21 protein-coding genes and 2 pseudogenes are annotated in these 21,750 nt (G+C 30.9%); 7 read left to right on the plus strand and 16 right to left on the minus strand.

Going from position 1 to position 21,750, the window contains the following annotated elements:
* Together OO775_RS10525 and OO775_RS10530 are read left to right on the plus strand one after the other, a co-directional pair.
* Positions 1–241 (plus strand): hypothetical protein (locus tag OO775_RS10525; RefSeq protein ID WP_264847064.1); only part of this gene is annotated, 241 nt, incomplete at its 5' end.
* On the plus strand, positions 198–539 hold the full coding sequence (locus tag OO775_RS10530) for an ankyrin repeat domain-containing protein (protein ID WP_264847066.1): 342 nt from the start codon (positions 198–200) through the stop codon (positions 537–539). The genes OO775_RS10525 and OO775_RS10530, both read left to right, overlap by 44 nt.
* A gap of 279 nt (positions 540–818) precedes the next feature.
* On the opposite strand, the pseudogene OO775_RS10535 reads toward OO775_RS10530, so the two are convergent.
* The 8 genes and pseudogenes from OO775_RS10535 to OO775_RS10570 form a co-directional block, all read right to left on the minus strand.
* Positions 819–1,922, minus strand: a pseudogene (locus OO775_RS10535) (TraM recognition domain-containing protein); the annotation flags it as partial.
* 3 nt (positions 1,923–1,925) lie between these two features.
* The gene (locus tag OO775_RS10540) at positions 1,926–2,654 is read right to left on the minus strand and encodes a hypothetical protein (protein ID WP_264847067.1); all 729 of its coding nucleotides are present in this window, start codon (positions 2,652–2,654) and stop codon (positions 1,926–1,928) included.
* Positions 2,638–3,921: an N-acetylmuramoyl-L-alanine amidase family protein gene (locus tag OO775_RS10545; RefSeq protein ID WP_264847068.1), complete on the minus strand. Its 1,284-nt coding sequence runs from the start codon at positions 3,919–3,921 to the stop codon at positions 2,638–2,640. Before OO775_RS10545 ends, OO775_RS10540 begins: the two co-directional genes overlap by 17 nt.
* A 3-nt stretch (positions 3,922–3,924) precedes the next feature.
* Positions 3,925–4,626 (minus strand): hypothetical protein, encoded by a 702-nt coding sequence (locus OO775_RS10550; RefSeq protein WP_264847070.1) that lies wholly within the window; start codon positions 4,624–4,626, stop codon positions 3,925–3,927.
* Between the two features lie 44 nt (positions 4,627–4,670).
* Positions 4,671–5,321 (minus strand): hypothetical protein, encoded by a 651-nt coding sequence (locus OO775_RS10555; RefSeq protein WP_264847072.1) that lies wholly within the window; start codon positions 5,319–5,321, stop codon positions 4,671–4,673.
* A 68-nt stretch (positions 5,322–5,389) separates the two neighbouring features.
* A complete protein-coding gene (locus OO775_RS10560) occupies positions 5,390–6,469 on the minus strand; it encodes a hypothetical protein (protein WP_264847074.1) in 1,080 nt (359 codons plus the stop codon).
* Between the two features lie 5 nt (positions 6,470–6,474).
* Entirely contained in the window at positions 6,475–7,164 is a 690-nt protein-coding gene (locus OO775_RS10565) for a hypothetical protein (protein ID WP_264847076.1), read from the minus strand.
* Between the two features lie 214 nt (positions 7,165–7,378).
* Positions 7,379–7,762 (minus strand): HU family DNA-binding protein, encoded by a 384-nt coding sequence (locus tag OO775_RS10570; protein WP_264847096.1) that lies wholly within the window; start codon positions 7,760–7,762, stop codon positions 7,379–7,381.
* A gap of 216 nt (positions 7,763–7,978) precedes the next feature.
* Here OO775_RS10570 and OO775_RS10575 point away from each other — a divergent pair, with 216 nt between their 5' ends.
* The 4 genes from OO775_RS10575 (at position 7,979) to OO775_RS10590 (ending at position 10,250) form a co-directional block, all read left to right on the plus strand.
* Positions 7,979–8,101 (plus strand): hypothetical protein, encoded by a 123-nt coding sequence (locus tag OO775_RS10575; protein ID WP_264847079.1) that lies wholly within the window; start codon positions 7,979–7,981, stop codon positions 8,099–8,101.
* Positions 8,102–8,542: 441 nt separating this feature from the next.
* Positions 8,543–9,301 (plus strand): ParA family protein, encoded by a 759-nt coding sequence (locus tag OO775_RS10580; RefSeq protein WP_264847081.1) that lies wholly within the window; start codon positions 8,543–8,545, stop codon positions 9,299–9,301.
* A gap of 11 nt (positions 9,302–9,312) precedes the next feature.
* Positions 9,313–9,696, plus strand: coding sequence for a DUF3408 domain-containing protein (locus OO775_RS10585; protein ID WP_264847083.1), 384 nt, complete (start codon positions 9,313–9,315; stop codon positions 9,694–9,696).
* Between the two features lie 2 nt (positions 9,697–9,698).
* Positions 9,699–10,250, plus strand: a complete 552-nt coding sequence (locus OO775_RS10590) for a hypothetical protein (RefSeq protein WP_309297251.1) — start codon at positions 9,699–9,701, stop codon at positions 10,248–10,250.
* Positions 10,251–10,275: 25 nt separating this feature from the next.
* Here the strand turns inward: OO775_RS10590 and OO775_RS10595 are convergent, their stop codons facing one another.
* From OO775_RS10595 to OO775_RS10630, 8 genes are all read right to left on the minus strand, one after another.
* Entirely contained in the window at positions 10,276–10,839 is a 564-nt protein-coding gene (locus OO775_RS10595; RefSeq protein WP_264847084.1) for a hypothetical protein, read from the minus strand.
* Entirely contained in the window at positions 10,836–12,443 is a 1,608-nt protein-coding gene (locus OO775_RS10600; protein ID WP_264847085.1) for a zinc metalloprotease, read from the minus strand. The genes OO775_RS10595 and OO775_RS10600 overlap by 4 nt, the downstream gene beginning before the upstream one ends.
* Positions 12,444–13,201: 758 nt before the next feature.
* Entirely contained in the window at positions 13,202–13,471 is a 270-nt protein-coding gene (locus tag OO775_RS10605) for a zinc metalloprotease (protein WP_264847087.1), read from the minus strand.
* A 74-nt stretch (positions 13,472–13,545) separates the two neighbouring features.
* On the minus strand, positions 13,546–14,091 hold the full coding sequence (locus tag OO775_RS10610) for a hypothetical protein (RefSeq protein WP_264847088.1): 546 nt from the start codon (positions 14,089–14,091) through the stop codon (positions 13,546–13,548).
* Positions 14,088–15,398 (minus strand): zinc metalloprotease, encoded by a 1,311-nt coding sequence (locus tag OO775_RS10615; RefSeq protein WP_264847091.1) that lies wholly within the window; start codon positions 15,396–15,398, stop codon positions 14,088–14,090. Before OO775_RS10615 ends, OO775_RS10610 begins: the two co-directional genes overlap by 4 nt.
* A gap of 23 nt (positions 15,399–15,421) precedes the next feature.
* On the minus strand, positions 15,422–15,778 hold the full coding sequence (locus tag OO775_RS10620; RefSeq protein ID WP_264847092.1) for a hypothetical protein: 357 nt from the start codon (positions 15,776–15,778) through the stop codon (positions 15,422–15,424).
* Positions 15,779–15,973: 195 nt separating this feature from the next.
* Positions 15,974–18,715, minus strand: a complete 2,742-nt coding sequence (locus OO775_RS10625; protein ID WP_264847094.1) for an AAA domain-containing protein — start codon at positions 18,713–18,715, stop codon at positions 15,974–15,976.
* A 12-nt stretch (positions 18,716–18,727) separates the two neighbouring features.
* Complete coding sequence (locus OO775_RS10630; protein WP_264847095.1) at positions 18,728–21,457, minus strand: TrlF family AAA-like ATPase; 2,730 nt, start codon at positions 21,455–21,457, stop codon at positions 18,728–18,730.
* Between the two features lie 195 nt (positions 21,458–21,652).
* Here OO775_RS10630 and OO775_RS14090 point away from each other — a divergent pair.
* Positions 21,653–21,750, plus strand: a pseudogene (locus OO775_RS14090) (conjugal transfer protein); the annotation flags it as partial.

The raw sequence follows: 21,750 nt of genomic DNA on the forward strand, positions 1-21,750 counted from the left end.
AAGTCTAGAGTGGGCTAGTTTGCCTCATATAGGAAATAATAGTAATTATTCTTTTAAAGGTAACCCACAACCAGCTATTTCTGTAGCCACCACTACAGTTACTGAAGCCGTAGAGGAGGATACTTCTAATATTGATGATTTTTGCTTTAATGAAGGTGGCTTTCAATACACTCAATTAGGGTTAGCTTGCAAAAAAGGTGATTTTAGAAGCCGTGAAAACACTTCTTGCCAAAGGTGCTGATAGAGATTTCGCAAAACAAAAAGGAGAGGAAAAATTTGATTCTTTTTTAGTAGCCCTTGAAAGTGGCAACTTGTCCTTGGTAAAATATATTTTTGAAGATGTTTATAAAGAACATTTAGGACTTGATGGTGATTATCTGCTACCAGGAAGTTCATATATTATTCAATCAAGTCCTCTTATCATAGCTTGTAAATCCAACAGCCTACCAGTAGTAAGCTATTTATTACAAAAGGAGCTTCTACAGAATGTGTACCTTTGCCTTATACTGAAGAATTCTTTCGGGAATCACCTCTGTTGATAGCGTATGAAAAGAACAACTACGAAATGGCTAAACTACTCATCAAAGCAAATGCCGATTTAAGTGATCCTGATAGAACAGATAGGTATTCTCTTGCTGATGTATTTGTTAAAAGAGGAGGTAAATGGCGAGATTTAGTATTTGGAGATAATAGCATAGATAAAATCGTCTATTCAAAGAAAAAGGATTTAAATGGAGATGGTATAGACGACTCTATACTTATCTACCAACCTAAAAATAATTTAAACAGTGGAGATTATTTTGTAACGAGAATAAGGTTTAGTGAACTCCTCCCTCTTCTTTCCTTATCAAATGTGCTAATTCGGGGTCGTTTTCAATACGGGTGAGCTCATCGGTGATGAATTGGATGATATCGGTTTTTACCTGCTTATAGTTAGCTTGTATTTGTTGTTGCATTTGGTCTTCTCCATTTTTGTCTTCAAAGGAGAGGATTTGAGGTATTTTCTGGTAGGCTTTGGTCTCAGCAGCTACTTTCTCGTTATCTACTATAATCTGAGCGTGGAATATCTTCTGCTCAATACGCTCGTCAAAATTATCAGAAACAGCTCCTACAAACATCCCTTGAGTAAGATTGGATATTTTGCTGGCAGGAATCAAACTATCCAATTGTGTAGATATGGAAGTAGAAGTGTCATTGTGGTTAATCGTAGTAGATTGTCTTTTCTGCAATACCTTTCCAAAACGTTCAGAAAGGGTTTTAGCTGTTTCCCCTACTACTTGTCCGCTAAAGATATTCCCCACCGTATTTTGTATCACCTTGCTTTCCTTATCGCCATAATCACGAGTGAGCTGAGAATAATCTTGGAAACCTAAACAAACGGCTACTTTATTGCTTCGAGCAGTAGCTATCAGGTTGTCTAAGCCTCTGAAATAAATGGTAGGCAACTCGTCAATAATCACAGAGGATTTGAGCTGTCCTTTCTTGTTGATGAGCTTTACAATGCGTGAATTGTACAAGCCTAAAGCTGCTGAATAGATATTCTGCCTATCAGGATTGTTGCCTACACAAAGGATTTTAGGTTCTTTAGGATTATTGATATCCAATGAAAAATCATCACCTGTCATTACCCAATAGAGCTGTGGAGAAATCATCCTTGAGAGCGGTATTTTGGCTGAGGCTATCTGTCCCTGTAATTGGTCTTGTGCTCCTCCCTGCCAAGCGTCCATAAAGGGCGATAGGTAGTTTTCAAGCTCTGAGTAGGAGGTTAAGATGGTAAATATATCCGCATAGGGCTTGTTTAATAGCTCAATGGCGTGCGGGAAGGTACAGTACTTCCCCCCCCCCCCTTCATAAATCTTCAAAAACCAAATAATAGCAGCTAAGAGAATGATAGGCGACTCCACAAAGAAATCATTCCATTTGTTTTATCTTTTTTTAGTTTTTGTACGTCTTTTTATTTCTTTTGGAGAAAGGACTATACTATCATTTTCATATAGCATATAGTTATTAGTGTAGATTTCTTTATACCTTCCTTTGTCATCATATATTTTATGGAGAATATAGTCGTTGCCTCTTTTAGCATTATGGAAATAGAGTTCTTTTATAAGTTTATTATCTTTATAATGATATGATGTACCAACAGACATTCCTGTATTAACATCTTCATTTTTAACAGTCCCTTGACAAACTTTCTCTACTATATTTCCTTTTTTATCATATATAATATGTAACTCACTACATCTAACAGTATCTTTATCATAAATAATACTATCCTTTTCAGGGAAATAATAAACATACTCTAAGACTCTTCCTTTTTCATCATAGTAAAATTCAGTAAGGGGTCTAAGGTATTTAGAATTTTCTATATATCCATAGTACGCTTTATTCTTCAATTTACCCTTTGAAGAATATTTCAAGTGTATTTCTTTGCTATTAATTGTATCTTCCCCTCTATAAAAAATAGAATCTTTATAGAAAATATGTTCTTCTCCATACATAGGTTGGAGGTTGATAGAATCTAATCTTTCTATATAAGAAATAATACTATCAGGTTTCACTACTTTTGTATTGTAGAAATGTTCTTTATGTATATTCCTGTTTATACAAGACACAGTGAAATAAAGGTATAATATGTAATTAATCCATCGTATCATTAGAGTAGGAGTTTTCGATGTTATAAATTAATCCTTTAACTAATTGCTCTGCTATTTTATCAATATTACTAAATAAAGCTTTTGCTTCACGAGGATTTGTTAAAAAACCTAATTCTACCAACACTTTTCTTTTTGTTTTGTTAGAAGAACTAAGGACTTGTAATCCTCTAATATCTTCTTTAGGAGAATCTTTTTCTTTTTCGATGATGTTGTAATATTTATAAATATCTTCTGCTAATTGTTTGCTTTTATGTTTAATATTTTCATCTAATGTTTGAGGGTAAATTGTATGAGAACCAAAAGAGTTAAAAGTACCTCCATCTGAATGTATAGATATGAAATAATCTGCTTGGTTGTCATTTGCTATTTTTATTCTTTTTGCACGTGTTTCTTGGTTATCCGTTCCCTTTATTGTAGATTCAGTACGAGTTAAATAACACTCATAACCTTTACTTTTTAATATTTCAGAAAATTTAACTGCCACATCAAAAACTAAGCCTCTTTCATTTCTTTTACTATCTTCTTTTTCAGAAACACCCCATTTTTTATATTCATTTATTACATACTCAGGTAATTCCATTATATCTGAATCTTTGTATATGAAATTTCCTTCACTATCTTTTTTAGGGTTTCCTTCTGTGTCTTTTACTTTATGTCTATAAATACGGCAGGCTGTGCCTGTATTTCCTTTTATATACCCATGACCTGGATCAATTACTATGATAGGTTTTCTTTTGTTAAGGTAAAATGCAGTATCTAAACCATACCATATATTGGGATTATCAATATAGTTATACTTATAGTTTTTTAAATTATAGCAAACTTCTTTGTTTATTTTTCCTTCTTTTAAAGCAGCAACAGAGATTGCTACATAAAGGGTTCTTTCTTTTTGAAGAATAAAATGAGGAAAATCTTTTTTCTCTTTCTTGTTAATTCCTAAAGATATTGGAGTTATAGCTTGTGTAGCAGTACCTCCTTTACCTTCATAATTGCCAACTGTAATAATTAATTCTTGAGAATCTTGGTCAGAGAGATTAACAGTTTTATTACTCTCTATATACTGAAGTATATTTACCTTGATAGTATCTCCTTTTTCCAAGTTCTCTGTTTCGATAACAATATACATTTTGCTATCTACCCAACCTTCTTTTATTTTTTCAAAAGAGATATTTCCACTATTGTTCTTTACCTCTTTTGCAAAAAAGACATTGGATATTTGTTTTGCTTTTATTTTTAATTGCGGTGGTTTTATTTTAAAATTTGCCATAGATTATTCTTCTATTTCTTTTTGGGGTTTAACTATTTTCAACTTTTCCTGTTGTATATCTTCATTAATAGTGAGATTACCAAGTATATCATCTTTTAAAACTTGCCCTTTATATTCAAAATCTCTTTCGTTATTGGATAAGTCAATATCAACTGTTCTACCTATCATATTTTTAGTTTCTAATACTAAATACAGTTCTTGTCCTATGGTAGCTTCTTCAATTTTATTGCCTTCTAAATCAGTATAATATTTAGCTATTACTTCTGGTTCAGTATCTGTTTGCTTTTTCTTTTGTCTTTCAATTTCACCAGTAAGATAACCTCCAAAGCGTATATCGGTGTAATATATTTCGTTGGTAATTAGGGTTAGTACTGGTATTGTTAGATGGTTTATAGTGCCTTTTTGGTGATCAAATTCACTTTCAAATTTTACTCCTGTGGAATAAATAATTTCGTGTTGCTCTACCACTCGTTTCCAAATTATATCGTAAAGCACTATCTTTACCCGTTGTGGTTCTTCACTTTTGTTGAGTACCCAACGATAAAAGAATTCATCATCCTTTTCGGGATAGAATGATACATTAAAGACCATTTCATTTAGGAAAGAGGAACGACCATTACTTCCCAAGAGTTTACTTGCTTGGAAGTTATAGCTTAAAAGGGTTCTTTCTCCTCCATCGAAGTATAATTTGGCTATTACTGACATCAGATTATGTTTTGAAAATTACACAACAAAGGTAGTGAAGATTTTTAAAACTCATTAGAGAACTTATCAGTGATCGTATCTAATAAAAATTTCTTATAAGTAACGGCTTCAACTTTTTGTATGTCATTAGCGTTACAATCTCTACGTGTACCTTCTGTCTTCTTAACTGAAATTTTGGATTTATTTACCTTATAAGTATAGGTTGTGATGCTTGTTATTTTTTCGGAAAGATAGCATACTCTTTCTTTTAAAGGTAGTTGAATTGTTAATAGAACAGTATCTTTCTCAACCTCGTAAATCATCATATGTTCGGAATAACCTAAACATCCTGCTTCACATTGTTGATAGTATTCCACAATGTCTTTCTTGCCATCGTGATTCCAATCTTTGTATTTAAAGTTTCTTTTAGCACGATATATTGATGCTATATCTTTAAAGATAACTTTCTTGTCTCTCACTACAAAATCATATACTGTATTTCCTAAGGTAAAGATAGATAATAGCAAATTAGGCTCTAAAGTTGTTTCTTGATAGTTTATCTCTTCGTGGATATCGAATGCATTGGTTATATCCTCTTGTAAATCGGTATTTTTACTTACAAGAAAATTGAAATGTTTAGTTTCTTTATATTTTTGGGCAATGCTATCGGGCAGTGAAAAGGTGAAAGGAACATTGTTATTGTCATTTACACTCACATTATTATCCTTAACATTATTTCTACATTGAAATAAGTATAACGAACTTAAAAATAAAAATATTATTCTCATTTGCTCTTTTTATTTTTATTAGTTTTTTTTACTGGATATTTATCATTTAACTGACTGTAAAAAATAGAACAAGCTTTTTGAGTTCTTACTTCCCATAAACAATATAGAGTAAGTTTTAAAATTCCTGGACCACTCACTAATTCTACAGTGGAATCTTTCCATTTGTATGATACCTTTGGTTTTTCATTGTCTATGGTTTGTAGTTTTGAAGTGTCTTTAGGATTTATACCAACAAGAACATAATGTTCAGCTGTAGTGTACATATGTAATGGTTTTAGATGTTTTTCCCTATGTCTTTCATATTTGGTATAATATTTTTTTAAATTATTATACATATTGTTGGAAAGTTTATTCTTATCATAAATACCAATGACACGAGAATCATAATATAAAGACTTTTGTCTAAAGTGTGCCATTGGATCATATTTTTGTTTTTTATCACTATTCCCTGTAAAAACATCTCCACCATCCCAATGAGTTGATCCATTTGAATAGTCTTTACCTCCTGTTATAGCATTTATAACAGAAAAAATAGTTATTTTAAACCATTGATCGCTTCTATTCTCAGGTTTAGATTCTGTAATATATCTGTAGCCAGGAGTTTTGTCTGCTTTTGCATATGTGTAACTTGAAGGAATTTTTGGAATAGAAAGAATCTTTTCTTTCTTCATATAATTGTATATGGCATTCCCTAAACAGTATCTTTCTTCTTTTAATTCATTTTCTGGAATCCCAATACTTACACTATTTTTATCACTTGCTTCACCGTTAATAATTCCAGCATAGGAAAGAAAATCCTTATGAGAAATCGGATTATCAAATAATTTTAATAAATTTTCTTCTTTGTTAATTGAAGACCATTTATTTTTCGATTTATTGTATTCTTCTTGTGTAGTAATATAAACTTTACTACTATTCTCATTGCCACCAAGAAAAGCTCCCTCTTTGGTGTAATAGATATATTCAGTATTATCTTTTTGAGAAGATACTACCTTTGGAAACTTAATTTGCAATGTATTTCCCACACCACTACTAAAACGTACAGTAGCTATATTTGTTTTTTGATTTTCTGCCATTAGGTTTAATTTTTAGGTTCAACAGTTTTTAATTTGATACGAGTAGTATTTCCTGTGATAGCAATATCTTTTAGAACATCGTTTTCTACTATTTGACCTTCGTATTCATAATCAATGCGAGGGTCGTTTAGGTCTATAGTGAGCGTTTGGTTTGAAGCGTTTTCAGTTTCAAGATATAAATATATTTCCATTTCAGGCTCTAATTCATCTTGGCTTATACGATTTCCTTCTATATCCTTAAAGTAATACCCTACAATTTCGGGTTCTTTAGATACCTTTTTTTGTCTCTCAAGTTCACCAGTAATATATCCTCCAAAGCGTATATCGGTGTAATATATTTCGTTGGTAATTAGGGTTAGTACTGGTATTGTTAGATGGTTTATAGTGCCTTTTTGGTGATCAAATTCACTTTCAAATTTTACTCCTGTGGAATAAATAATTTCGTGTTGCTCTACCACTCGTTTCCAAATTATATCGTAAAGCACTATCTTTACCCGTTGTGGTTCTTCACTTTTGTTGAGTACCCAACGATAAAAGAACTCATCTCCTTTTTCAGGATAGAATGATACATTGAATACCATTTCTTTTAAGAAAGAAGGATGTCCATTATTCCCTAAATATTTATTTGCTTGGAAGTTATAACTTAAAAGGGTTCTTTCTCCTCCATCGAAGTATAACTTAGCTATTACTGACATATTTTTATCTATTTTAGTTATTGTTTAAATACTTTATTTAAACGGTTGATTTTCAATCATAATTAATAACTCATAAAAATATAAGTATTGTTTTGAAAAAATATAAGCATCGCTTTATAAAAATATAGGCATTGCTCTATAATAATATAACTAATTACTTAAAAAGGTAAGTGTGTGTTAATTTAAACATACACTTACCTTTTGATAAGACACACTACATTTTTTCGTATTCAAGCGTGTCAAGCATTTTTTTGATGTCTTTTCCAGGTGTAAAGATAACTTTAGCATTTTTGATGGAAGAAGAATTTATTTCTTTCTCTGTCGCTTTTCCTTCACTTCCTATACTTACGCGTAAACTTCCAAGCTCTCCCAATCGTACGGCTTGCCCGTTTGACAAGGAAGATTGCATTGCCTCTACCAAAGCATAAAGCACAGCCCGGATATCTGCGCCATTTACAGTACACATTTTTTCAATGTCTTTAGTAAGGTCAGCTAAGGATTTTTCACCTGTAAGGTTGGCAGAGGCATAGTATTTCTTTGTTCCTCCACCTGCAACACCTGGTTGCCCTCTTTGGATAACTTTATATTTTATTGGTATTTCTATGAAATTTTAGATTATACAATTCATTAAAAGGTGCAACAAAGATAAGACTTTTATTTTTAAAACCAAAAAAATGTTTACTATTTTTTATTTTTATAGAAGTATTTCTTCTTCATTTAGTCGAAAGACATATCTAAAAGAAGCAGGATTTATCTTCTTATTTCTACCTATGGGGCGTTTGTGAGTTGTTTTCTGTAAGGTCATATAAATTCAGTGTTAGTAGAAAACCACGACTTCGGAGTGCGTTTTAAGCTCCCTGCAAGGGCAAGTGGTTTTGAGGTGCCTATACGGCTACTGCATGCCTCAAAACACAACTTGCTCTGTTCGGGTGAATAGAAAATTCTCCCTAACGGTTGAATTTTAATTAGCCATAAAAAGAGAAATTAACACTACGAGCGGGTAAAGTGATTTCAGGGTGCAAAACAAGTGATTTCTTAGCAAAGGATTTGTATATAACACAAAGCCAATCACTTCCTTACAAAGCCATTTACAACCCTACATAAGGCTATATGTATATTTGTATGTTTCTTTGCACCCGCATACCAAAGCAAGTATGTACAAAAGTAAAAATGCAATTAGGTAGCTATGTAGCTACAAAGCTATAAAGCTACAGAAGTATGTATATACATAAGTAATTAGATAATTAGTCAATTACTTATGTGAGTAAATACTTACTTATAGAGGTAGTTAGATAATTGGCTAATTACAGATAGTTGTATTTGAATAGCTATGCACTTATATACTTATTGAATTACAAACATATTTAAACACATATATATGACATCAACGACAAAATTCATTAGCTTTTCTACCCAAAAAGGAGGGGTAGGAAAAAGTATCTTTACCACCTTAGTAGCTAGCTTGCTACACTACCGAATGGGCTACAATGTAGCAGTGATGGATTGTGATTATCCACAATACAGCCTACACCGAATGCGAGAACAAGACCTCAAAACAGTGATGAACAACGAGCATTTTAAGAAAGCTGCTCATAGGCAGTTTAGTGAGCTAAACAAAAAGGCATATCCCATAATACAATGTAAGCCTAATGAAGCCCTCGAAAAGGCTCAACAGCTCATCGCAGAGACACCTTTCCCTATAGAGGTTATACTTTTTGATATGCCAGGGACAGTAAACACCGCAGGGATATTGACCTTGCTGGCACAAATGCATCACATTTTCTCACCTATCACTGCCGATAGAGTGGTGATTGAAAGTACTTTGAGTTTTACTGAGGTACTTTCCAATATCATCGCTAAGAATACCAAAAGTACTATTAAAAGCGTGCATTTGTTTTGGAATCAGGTAGATGGGAGAGAAAAATCGCCTTTGTACAAGATTTATGAGCAAGTGATCGCTGATTTAGGTTTGAACCTGATGCAAGCCTATATCTCTGATAGCAAGCGTTTTCGCAAAGACGGCACAGAGAATCAACGATTGGTATTCCGTTCTACCTTAATGCCTGCTGATGAGAAGTTGATGAGTGCTTGTCATTTGGACGACTTTATTGATGAGTTGGTACAGATTATTCAGTAAAACCTAAAGATATGAAGACAGTAAAACCCATAGACGAAAACGAGCTAATGGAGCTAATGGCAGGCAAGCAACCCACGCCTGCCCCTTCCATTGCTACGGATCCGATAGAGACAGAAAAAGCACCCCTGAAACCAGCTCCTGCCAAAAAGAAAAAGGCAGAACTCTACGAGTATGAAAGTTATTTTTTTGAGCAAGGAGAGACTTCAGCAAGGGAAGGAAAATCGGTGTATATACGCCCTGAGTTTCACCAGCGAATAGCCCGCATTGTACAGGTGATAGGAGAAGACAAGATCAGTCTGTACAACTATTTGGATAATGTGCTCAAAGCGCATTTTGAGCAGTACCAAGAGGAAATTACACAGAGTTTTGAACAGAAATACAAACCTATATTTTAACAATGGAAAAGATTATCATTTTACTGCTTATCGTGGTGATTTTGTTGTTGCTATCGGACAAAATGCCTATAACACATTCTAAAAAGATAGCTACTAAACCTAAAGCTACCCCTATACCCAAACCAGCTCCTTCAACTTCAGTAATGGGGGAAAGCAGGTTTGTACCTCCTGCAAAGGTAACCCCTACAGCTATCCCCTTGACAGAAAAGGAGCAACAGGACATTATCGCAGAATGGAATGAGGAATCTACCGTAAGTCTTGAAGATGAGGAAGAGGATTTGCGCAGTTATCGTACAGAGGCAGAGGACAATGATTTTGCTACAGGGCTTTCATTTGAGGACTTGGAAAATGTAGCTACTTTCCTCTCTGAGGATAAAGAAGAAGTTACCACCGAGAACATAGAGTTACTGCAAAAAGTAGAGGGTACCAGCCTATTAGAAGCCATAGAAAAAGCCTTGCCCCAAGCGACTCTTAAAGTAAGTGCGCTCTTGGAGAAGGCGCTGCCTAAAACTGCAGAGAGTAAAACAGAATTTGATATTAGGGAGTTTGCGTAAAGGGATACTCTCTGTTTTTAATTTATTATTTTCTATTTTCAGGTAGATCACAATTACAAATACGTTCTTTGAGAAAAGATATTGATTGAGGGTGATTTTTTTTTATAAACGTCCATACTATATACTTCTCGTCAATAATTTGCCGGGCTCTAAAAATAGATTTTGTTTTGCTATCATTTTCAATATATTTTATGTATACCTTTGTCTTTTTTACATCACAATTAAAGGGTTCTATAGTATAGTAATATTCATGTTCATAAAATGTTGGGTAGTATATATCTAACTTATATATTTTATTGTTTTTATAATACTTAATAATATTTCCATTATTTAATATTTTACTACCTTTATCAAAAGCTAAAGTATAGAAATAATCATTATTAATAATAACCTTATAAAAACCATTTAGTGGAGTTTTTTCTTCTTTTAAAATATAAACATCAGTTGTTAATATTCCTATTCTTGGGTCTTCTATATAGATGTCTTGGCTAATAAAAGCTATGTTTGACTCTCGTACTGTAATTGTATCTTTTTGAGAATAAGAGAGACTACTATTTATCAGGAGTAATAAAAATAAAATCTTTTTCATAATTCTTGAAGATCATTTGTGTCTTTTTGCATATCTAACCATTGCCATTTCCAAAACATTTCTTTTTGTTTATTTAAGTTCTTTTTATCTGGGTAGTCCATTATATTTTCTGTTTGTCTTTTTTCAAAAAGATGTTTTTGAACGATATCAGCCTCTGTTATAACTTCATCAAAAGAATGTGTTAAACCTAGAGTATGTCCTATTTCATGAACTAAAGTTGAATTTCTCAAAAGAGAATGATTATACATTAACATTATATACCTACCTTCTTTCTTTATCTCATCTGCAAAAGCATCAAGTTTACCATCGTCTCTTACTCTTTCTCCAATACTATTAATATATTCAAAAGGAGCCATTTTAATTGTCATAGGAAGTAAAAAAACAGTAACTCCTTTTTCTTCTGTATAATTTTCTTTATATATATCAATTAAACCCCTTAAAAAGTTTAATAATTCATTGCCGTTTTGACATTCTATAATCCCTCCAATATCTGATATTGAATTAATAATTCTATTAATTCCTAGAACATCTCCATTAATTTTATTTTTGATATTTCTGAGATTACCAAAATTAATACTGATTTTTCTATAGTCAATTCTGTTTTTATTATCTTTTATTGGATTATAAATTATAGAAGTTTGTTGCAAAATATTTTTAAAGAGTTTCTCATTATGTTCTATGTATTTTTTCCAATTTTTAGTAGTAGGTTTTAAATCTCGTTTTCTATCTTCTTCTCTTATAAAATCCTCTTCAATATAAAATTTTATTTTATTAGGAAAAAATGATAAAGTTGTTTTGGTAGGAATATACTGATAGATACTTCCACAAAACTCTACCTCTACAAAGCGTACATTTAATTTATATTGTACATCGTTTTTCATTACCATTAACTTTCCTATTTCAGGGTCTTTTTCATCTTTGTAAGCTCCCTTTTCTTTTACTTTTATTTTAATCTCTGTGTTTTGTGTTAGAGGTGATTTACAAGTAAGTTCTATTTCTTTAAATTTTCCGTTCCCTTCCAAAGGAACTTCTGTAAAGTTGATTTCAGCTAATGAAAGCTCAAACAAATCACTATTAAAATCAAAATAAATAATAAGGTTACTATTATTAATTGGCGTTTCAGTTAAGTTTTCACGAACTAAAGATAGATTGATTTTCTTGTTTGGAATAATATTTAAAAAAGAACAATAATAGTCCTTACCTCTTAAAGAAAAAGGATTTTCTACATCTTCACTATGATATTCTTTTTTTAAGTCATTAATATCTGAAACACAAACATCTGCACCTCCTTCACTATTCGGTAAATATTCCTTTCTTAGCCAATCAAAGCCAAAATCTCCACTGTATTTCTTTGGCAGGCGAAAATGGATAAAAAAGTCAGGTTCATTATCACTATCGTTAGATTCTGACTGTTCAATCTTCTGTTCTCCATCTTCTTTCCCCAATCCCTGCATTATTACTCTTTTTTGACTAATAAGCTCTAAATCACCATTAGTTGCTTCTATGATAACTTCCTCAGCCTCTTTATAAGAAGAGCCACTTATAGAGGTATAAGTATCACGAACGGTAATATATATGTTATTTGCTTTCTTGAAAATTCCCATAGTTTTAAGATTTAAAAAGTGCTAAGAACAGAGTGTCTTTTTATTCACGTTACAAAAATACAAAAAAATCCTTAGACTATAAACCCCTTTTTTTCCTTTTTTTATAAAATCCTTATGTCCCAGACAACTCCACTCTTGGAGAAGGCGTTGCCTAAAACTGTAGAGAGTAAAACGGAGTTTGATATTAGAGAGTTTGTGTGAGGGGGAATTGATTTTCTAAGGGCAATCACAAAGTTTTTTAGAAATATAAAAATTTCCTAAACGCCCTAATTTGCGAAACTTCCAATTAATTTTATCCCCTTTCATCCTTTGTTTAGCATACAAAGTATCTTTGATATAATCTTTCCAATAATCTTTTTCATATATTATTGTTTTTTTTCTTTGCAATTAAAATTATCTATAGAATAATAAGAGAGACCAGAAACAGAATCAGCAAAATAGATATCTAATCTATAGAGTTTGTTACTCTTGTAAAATTTAATTACTCTATCTTTTTTCCAGTCACTTTTACTTCCGTTTTGAAAGTGTAATGTATAAAAGGTATTGTTATCAATAATTACTTTATAAAATCCATTCAGTATTTCCTTTTTTTCTTTTAAGACATAATAGGGTACTGAGCTGTAACCAATTCTAGGACCTACATATTTATGTGTATACATAAATAAATATATCATGTTCATTTATGGTAATTGTATCTTGCTGTGAATATGCAATGACACAATTTAAAATGAATAATAAATATAAAAACTGCTTCATAATTATTTATTTTTTAAATCATTAGTATCATTTTGCATTATTTTCCATTGCCACTTAAAAAAACTTTCTTGTTTTTTATTCTCTTCATTTTCGGAAGGATAATCCATTACATTATTTGTTTCTCCCTTTTTAAAAAGAGGAACAATAGGAATAACTCTTCCTTTATCTATTGTTACAAATTCTGGGAAAGAATGTATTAATCCTAATGTATGTGCTATTTCATGTATCAGTATTGCATCTCTTAAATTATTTAAATTACCATTATCATTCAAATTATTGAGCATAATGTATCTACCTTCTTTAAAAATATCATCAGAATATGTTTCAAAATATAAATCAAAAAAGTTTATTTCTTTTCACATTCACAAATATCTTCTCGAGGATAAAATACATTTAATGATTTTTTCTTATTATACACCTTATATCTCACGAATTTTCCACTAATTTTCTTTTTAGCCTGTAGTGTATCTACAACTTCTTCTCTTAGTATATTCTTTTTATAAATAGTAACTTTTTTCATTTTACAATCAAAAGGGGTTATGGTATAATAAAAGGTACTTTCATAAAATTCAGGGTAATAGATGTCTATTTTATAAAGTTTATTATCCTTGTAATACTTCACTATGTTGTTACTCACCTGACTATTTTTATTTCCAACTTCAAAATAACAAGTGTAGAAGCTGTTGTTACCAACAATTACTTTATAAAATCCGTCTAATGGTTTCCCTGTATTATTTAAAGCATGATAAGATGTTATTTCTATGCCTCCTCTTGGGCTATGGGAAGAGGTTTTCTTAATATGATTAATATCAGATTGCTTTATAACAATAGTATCTTTCTGAGCATATATAGTAGTACTCAGAAAAAGTAATAAATATAAAAAGTTTCTCATAGCTTTTCAGGTATTAAGTCAATATCATCATTTTGCATTATCTTCCATTGCCATTTGAAAAAACTTTCTTGTTTTTTAATTCTATTAGTTTCAGAAGGATAATCCATTATATTATCAGTTTTATACTCTTCAAATATGAATATAGGATCGAGTATTCTATTAGTAATGGGGTCTATTTCTCTCTTTTGAAATGGATGAAATAATCCTAATGTATGAGCTATTTCGTGGATTAATGTTGATTTTATAAAATCTATATGATTATTAACTAACATTATGTATTTACCCTCTTTGAAAAGACTATCTGAAAAAGCATCATATATTATAACCTTTTGTTCTTTTCTGTTTTCTTCCCAAAAAATGGATATATTTGTTGCATTATTTAAATATTTATTTTCTCCTACTTTTATAGGTTTTATATTTATAGGAAGCAGAAAAACAATAACTCCTTTTTCTTCTTCTTTATATGTTTCTTTATAAGAATCTATTAATCCTGATAAAAAATTCATTATCTCTTTATCATCATATTTAATATTTATAAAATTTTTCTCTATACTAACTATTGTAGAATTTATTTTATTAACTCCTTTATTTTCAAAATCTGTTGTCCCATATTCTCTATTTTCCCCAAAGTCAATTGTAATTTTTCTATAATTTTCATTAGGATTATAAATAATAAAGGATTGTTGTAAGAGATTTTTAAAAAGTTGCTTATTATCTTTTACATAATCTTTCCAATTTTCAATAGTTGTTTCTGTAATTACTTTTTTTTCTTTATCTAATACATTAGGACTATTATTTTTATATTTAATTTTTCCATTAGAGAAAGATAAGGATGTTTTTATGTGATATTCCTTATCCTCCTCGTTTTCTCTAATTTTTATATTATGTTTCTTAAAAAGACTTCCTTTAAATTCCACTTCTACAAAACGTACATTTAATTTATATTGTATATCGTTTTTCATTACCATTAGCTTTCCTACTTCAGGGTCGTCCTCTCTTTTAGGGTCGTCTTTCTCCCTTATCTTTATTTTTATTTCAGTATTTTTCGTCAAAGGAGATATACAAGTGAGTTCTATTTCTTTATAACCACTATCTCCTTCTGAAGGAATTTCTGTAAAATTAAATTCAGAAGATGAAAATTCAAAATAATTCTCCTCATAATCAAAATAAATAACAATATCGCTATTATCTAACGGTGGATTTATTAAGTTTTCGCGGACTAAGCTCAATTTAATTTTCTTATTTGGAAAAACATTTAAAAAAGAACAATAATAGTCTTTTCCTCTTAAAGAAAAAGGATTTTCCACATCTTCACTATGATATTCTTTTTTTAAATCATTAATGTCTGAAACACATATTCCTTGCCCCCCCCTTCATCAATTGGTAAATATTCTTTTCTTAACCAATCAAAGCCAAAATCTCCATCATATTTCTTTGGTAAACGAAAATGGATAAAAAAGTCAGGTTCATTATCACTATCGTTAGATTCTGACTGTTCAATCTTCTGTTCTCCATCTTCTTTTCCCAATCCCTGCATTATTACTCTTTTTTGACTAATAAGCTCTAAATCACCATTAGTTGCTTCTATGATAACTTCCTCAGCCTCTTCATAAGAAGAGCCACTTATAGAGGTATAAGTGGCACGAACAGTAATGTATATGTTATTTGCTTTCTTGAAAATTCCCATAGTTTTAAGATTTAAAAAGTGCTAAAAATAGAGTGCCGTTTTATCCACGTTACAAAAATACAAAAAAATCCTTAGACTATAAACTCCTTTTTCTCCTTTTTTATAAAATCCTTATCTCCCAAGCGACACTTAAAGTAAGTGCGCTCTTGGAGAAGGCGTTGCCTAAAACCGTAGAAAGTAAAATGGAGTTTGATATTAGGGAGTTTGTGTGAGAGTAGCTATGTCGCACAGAATTTCATCTGCTACGGCAAAGATAGGTTGTTTCACCCATAAATTCTTATTTCCTATGATATAACAGCGTTTTTTAGCTCGTGTTACAGCAACATTGAGCATATTAGGTTTCTCAGAAGCCCATCTACGAGATCCTTCTCTATTGGGTTGGCTACCTAAAACTAAGAATACTACATCAGCTTCTTTTCCTTGAAAAGTATGGATAGTGCCACAAAGTAATTTTGGGTCATTAAACCTTTCTCTTAATACTCTGTCACATTCTTTAGCTACTGCTTTAAAGGGAGAAATTACATAAACATTGTCTTGGTATGTCTCCCTCAATTCAGCTATTTTTTGTGCAAGGAACTCTATTTCCTCCTTTATCACTTGAGAGTCTCCTTCTCCACCTCCTACTACATCAAACCAACAAGAAGCCCCTAAATATTTTTCAGAAGACTTTTCTGTAGAGGTTCCCAATACCATTTGATCTTGGTATGCAATTTTATTAGCTATAGAAAACATAGGGTCTTGACATCTTCTATGTGTTCTGAGAGGGAAGCCTGTCCAAGTGTTTTCATCTATTTGGGTACCATAAACAGATATTCTGTCAGCTAACCTCTGAACAGAAGATGCATAAGGAGACCATACTTCTGGAATACCCTTGTCATTTCTGAATTTATTGACCAAATTTTTAGATATTGTAACCACAGGTTCTATTTGTAGAGGATCGCCCACTATTACACATCTCTTAGAACGTTGTATGAGCCCTACAGCAGATTGTGGAGTAGCTTGTCCTGCTTCATCAATAAGTAACCATCCAATTTGATTCTTATCAATATTAGGGAAAAGCCTACTTGCAGAAGCTAAGGAGGTAGAGACAACAGGAACACATAAAAAGAAAGAATCCCATAAAATACTTGTTAGTTCCTTAGAAACCGTAGCTCTTCCTAAAATCATTTCAAAGAATGATTTTAGGTTATTCTTAAATTTCTTAGCATTAGCTAAGATAGCATATTTGTGTATTTCTAATGCTTTTAGAAAAATCTGACTACGTAAAGTTGCTACTTTTTTAGAATGATATGGACTAAGTAAGTGTATTTCTTTTAAGTCTTTAGAAGTAAATTCCTCATTGAATAGATTTTTTGTTTCAATCCCATATTTATTGATTAGTTCTTCTAAATTATTCTCACTTACTTTGCTTTTTGGAGAGAGTATTCCTGTCTTAAGACAATTTACAAAAGCCTCCAAAGCAGATTTTGTATTTTCTGTTTTATTATCCTCTAAGTATTGGTTAGTAGCCTTCTTCTTAAACTCTTCAAAAGACAACAATAATTGTTTGAATTCTTTTACAGAATTGTTGAAAAGTTCTTGGTTTTTAGCTTCATTATTGAGGTTCTCTTCTAATATTGTAGAAAAGTCTCTTTCATTTTCTTTATAGTTCCACCAGAAGTTATTGTAAAAAGCAATTTTGTTAGCAGAATTACCCAAAGCAGCGGCTAAGATACCCCAATTTTCCTTATCGGTTATCTTAGAGGCGCAATCTGCAAAATAGTCTGCTTCAGGGAAAGAGTTTTTGTCAATTTTTTCTGCTTGTGGCAACTCCTTACTGATATTTTCTACTGCTGAATTATTGTTGCTTGCTACTACTATTCCAAAATTGTTAAGCAATTTAGGAGCAAGTTTGTATATAAAGAGATAAGAGGAATCACTTATATCTACTTTCTGATGTCCATTGAATAGCTTATCGCAACCTAAATCAGCTAAAACTTTAGCTCTTCTTACAATAACTTCAGCAATAACATCTAAAAGTAAAGTTGTTTTACCTGTACCTGGAGGTCCATTTACACCTTGTACCCCAGAATATTCGAGTTCTGAAAGAATAGTATTTACAGCTCCCATTTGTGCAGTACATAAGCCATGTTCAATTTTCGATGGCCATCTACCCGCTGTGAGGTTCTGCGGATTTATAGTGTTAAACAGATACTGTTTGTTTTGTATTAAATCTTGCTTTTTATCAGCTACAGAAAGACTTAAATAACTTTGTAAAGTAGGACTAAAATCATTTGAAGCAATAAGTCTGTTCAAATCATCTAAGAAAAAACTATTTAGGAAAGGAACTTCAGATTCAGTATCTTTTTTAACTTGTTTTTCAAGAACGTATACTTCAATATCTTGCGTGAGCCAAGGATTTTCTTCTTTTAAGTAGGCTATTTCATTTTTGATATGTTCCCAAGAAACAGTATCGCCTGTTGGTATTTCTTCTTTAGCTTCATTAAATTGAGGTATATTGTACCTTTCTAAAAATTTTAAACTACTCTCTTCTAATTCTTCTTTTACAAGAGATAAATCTTTCCTTCTTGTAAGAAGCGTTAACCCTACCACATAACTTGCTATTGTATAACTTTTGAAGTTGGGTTTTCCTTCTTCATCAAGGTTTATACAGGACAAACAAGTGTAGCCATCAATAGGTTCTTCCCATTCCTCTTTTACTTTATTTTTTAGTAGATTATCTACATACGCTACTATCGTTTTTTGAGAGATTTTACCAAAAAATAGAGCGTAACTCCATTTTTTGTTTTTCTCTGTTGGGCGAGTTTGTTGCCAAGGCAATGAAGAAAAGGTCTTCAATGGATAAAGCCTTCCTTGTCCTTGATTGGCTTTGGGAAAGTTTGGAAGGTTGAAAATTTCAACATCTCTCCAGAAGTGTAGTATGTCTTGCTGATTCATATCTTGTTAAAGTTAAAATCCATACTTTTTTTCTCTATTTTTAAAGGCTGTTTCTCCTCCTTCGAGTATTTCACAAATATGCTGTCTAATTCCTTGACTATATAGAATTTCACTTATAGTGTTATCTTTTTCCATTGAAGATTCTATACTTCCAAAGATATAATCAAATTTCCTATTATTCTTATTTGGAGAGTTTACGCCTTGCTGATTCGAAACTATAACTAATTCGCTATCCGCTCCGATGACAATATTGGAATTATGTGTAACTATAATAATTTGCCTTTCTTTTTTCTTGCTTTTTATATAAGTTACTAATTCATTATAAATAGCTCTATTATCTAAGTCGTCTTCAGGTTGGTCAATCAATATAGGACATTCTTTTTTGCTGAAATCTAATAGTAACATTAAAATGATAAAAGCTTTCTTACCTTCTGACATAGCCTTAAATTTATCAGTGTCATATTCTATTTCGTAAGAAATATTAAAGAAATTAGTTCCTAATAGTTCTTTTATGAGTTTTTGATTGTCATATCCTCCTTTTAATGTTATAGAATTAGATAATAATAACTCAAACATACTAGAGATATCTTCAAATAGTTCTTGAGTTGTATTTATTGATTTTTCAATAATTTGTTTTCCTTGAACACCTTGTTGATTTATGCTACTATACAAGATATTTTTGTATTTTGGAAAATCTGTATTTATTGTGGCTGTTATTTTTAACCTTCCAGAAGAAACAGATAATTCATTTTGTATTCTTTGTAATTCTGTATAATATTTTTTTGAATTTTCTATAATAGAGGATTTTAATGAATTAATAAAATTATCATATTCATCTCTTTGTTTTTCTAATTCTGTTATTTTTTCAAGTTTACTATTTTCTATTTTATACTTTTCTTCCTTTTCTTTATACTGTTGGTTACTATCAATAACGGACTTACCTTTTAAATATAACTCATCTTTTTCTATACTTTCATTCCTGTCTTTTATTCTCACTATTTCAGTTTCTTTTTGTGCTAAAATAGTTTCTATTTTTTCATTCCATTCTTCTGAATATCTTTGTTTTAAATCTAAGTATACCCTATTAACTTGATCCCTAATATCTTCCGTTAAGTCTATAAGATTAAGACTTATATCATTTATTATTGAAAGAGATTTTAATGCAGAAAGAGATATTTTTTGTTGTTCTATTTCTCGAATAGAACTAATGTTTTTATCATATTCATTTTTTAAATTAGAATAACTAATCAATTCATTACTTGTAATCTGTATTTTAGCCTTTAAACTCTCTAACTCTGTTGATAATTTTTCTTTTTCTTTGGTAACACCTTCTTTATCACCTATTTCTGTCATACTCTTTTGAATACTATCAATAGTAGATTTTGCTTTAAATAGTTTATTAATATCTTCTATTATTTTACTATTGTTATCTGAGCTAAATGATTGATATGCTTCTATTTTTGTTTTCTTGTTGGCATCTTGTATTATAATGTTTTTTACCAATTTATTCAATTCATTGGAATCTTTAGCTAACTGGTACATATAGCTCTGTGGAAAATATTCAATATCGCGTGTGCTATTTTCATCACCATCTTTCCAAAATATTTTCATACTTGATACTATTTCATCTATATATTGAGAATATTCTGTATTATCAAGTTTTACATCTTTATCTGAGTTAAGTTTTTTAGCAATTGCACCAAGTAATATAGATTTTCCAGTAGATCTTCCTCCTATAATTGTGTTTAAGTTGGGATTTAAGAAGATAGTTTTATATTCTTCTATAGTCTCTTCATTTTCTTTTTTCTCTTGAAAGTCTTGATGGTAAATTTCTATCCTATCAATAACTTGATAACCTGACTTTTCTTCAGGTTTATTCTCTTGTATTTTTACTCTTTCTTCAGGCTCATAAATTATTTGTTTTAACCCTTCAAAAGTTAAGTCTGCTTTTATCCATGTATGGCAACAGTAATTTTCTTTTTTCAGATCATTAAAATTATGAATGTCTAATGAGTGTAGTAACCTCTTATTTCCAAATTCATTTAACCATTGTTGGTTTTTTTCAACATTATTAGCATTACTACTAAAAAAAGCACCTACCTTAGAATATAAATCTTCCTTTAAAGGCTTGATTTGTTGGTTTTTATCAAGATTACTCCATTCTTTATATCCTAAAAAAAGAAAAACTTTATTTTTCCAAGTATCAGATCTGATTATATTTAAAACTTCTTTTGTTGAAGGAATTAATGAATTAAATCCTGCCTGTAAATTACCTGCTATACTAATAAAGTTTTCTTTTGATAGCTTTTTTGTTATATGAGTTTCCAATGATGAAATCTTTATTTGATCTATAAATTCCTCCCGAATAGTTTTTAATTCATTAACTATATCATTTTCATCAATATTGAATAAGATATGAAGGTTTATTTTCTGTAACTTGTTTTCATTACCACTTCCAAAAGTATCTATCCTAAATTCCAATATAGGAAATATTTTGAAAATATTCGAAAGTCTCCTCTTGAATTTATATTCCATAATTTTTTCATAACCATCAATGAAGTAGTAATCAGTTATTCCTATAACTTTAACATCATGAGGTAATTGTTCGAGTGAAGTAATAAAATTCTCCCATACTTCTTCTGAATCTCCTCCATAATCTTGACAGATTGAAAGAGGAGTATGTATGTGTAAATCCCATTTTCTCCATTCAGAGCCTCTATTTATTGCTATATTGGTAGTCATTGTTTATTCTTTTTTAATTCACGTTGCAAAGCTACAATTTTTTTTTAAACAACAAGCCATCCCCCGCCATTTTCTGCCACTTGCTACCACGTTTGCTCCCAGCTTTTTGTCTTCCTTTACTTTTGCACCAAATTTTAAAATAACAGATTATCAATGAAGCGAAAATCAATTCTAAAACGACTCCTTCTGCTGACGATGATAGGAGTTACACAATTTTCCATTGCTCAGGGCAATGGCGTAGGAGGTATCAACGAAGCTACCCGTATGGTTACCTCGTATTTTGACCCTGCTAC

Source organism: Capnocytophaga catalasegens, assembly GCF_026005215.1.
Taxonomy (GTDB): Bacteria; Bacteroidota; Bacteroidia; order Flavobacteriales; family Flavobacteriaceae; genus Capnocytophaga; species Capnocytophaga catalasegens.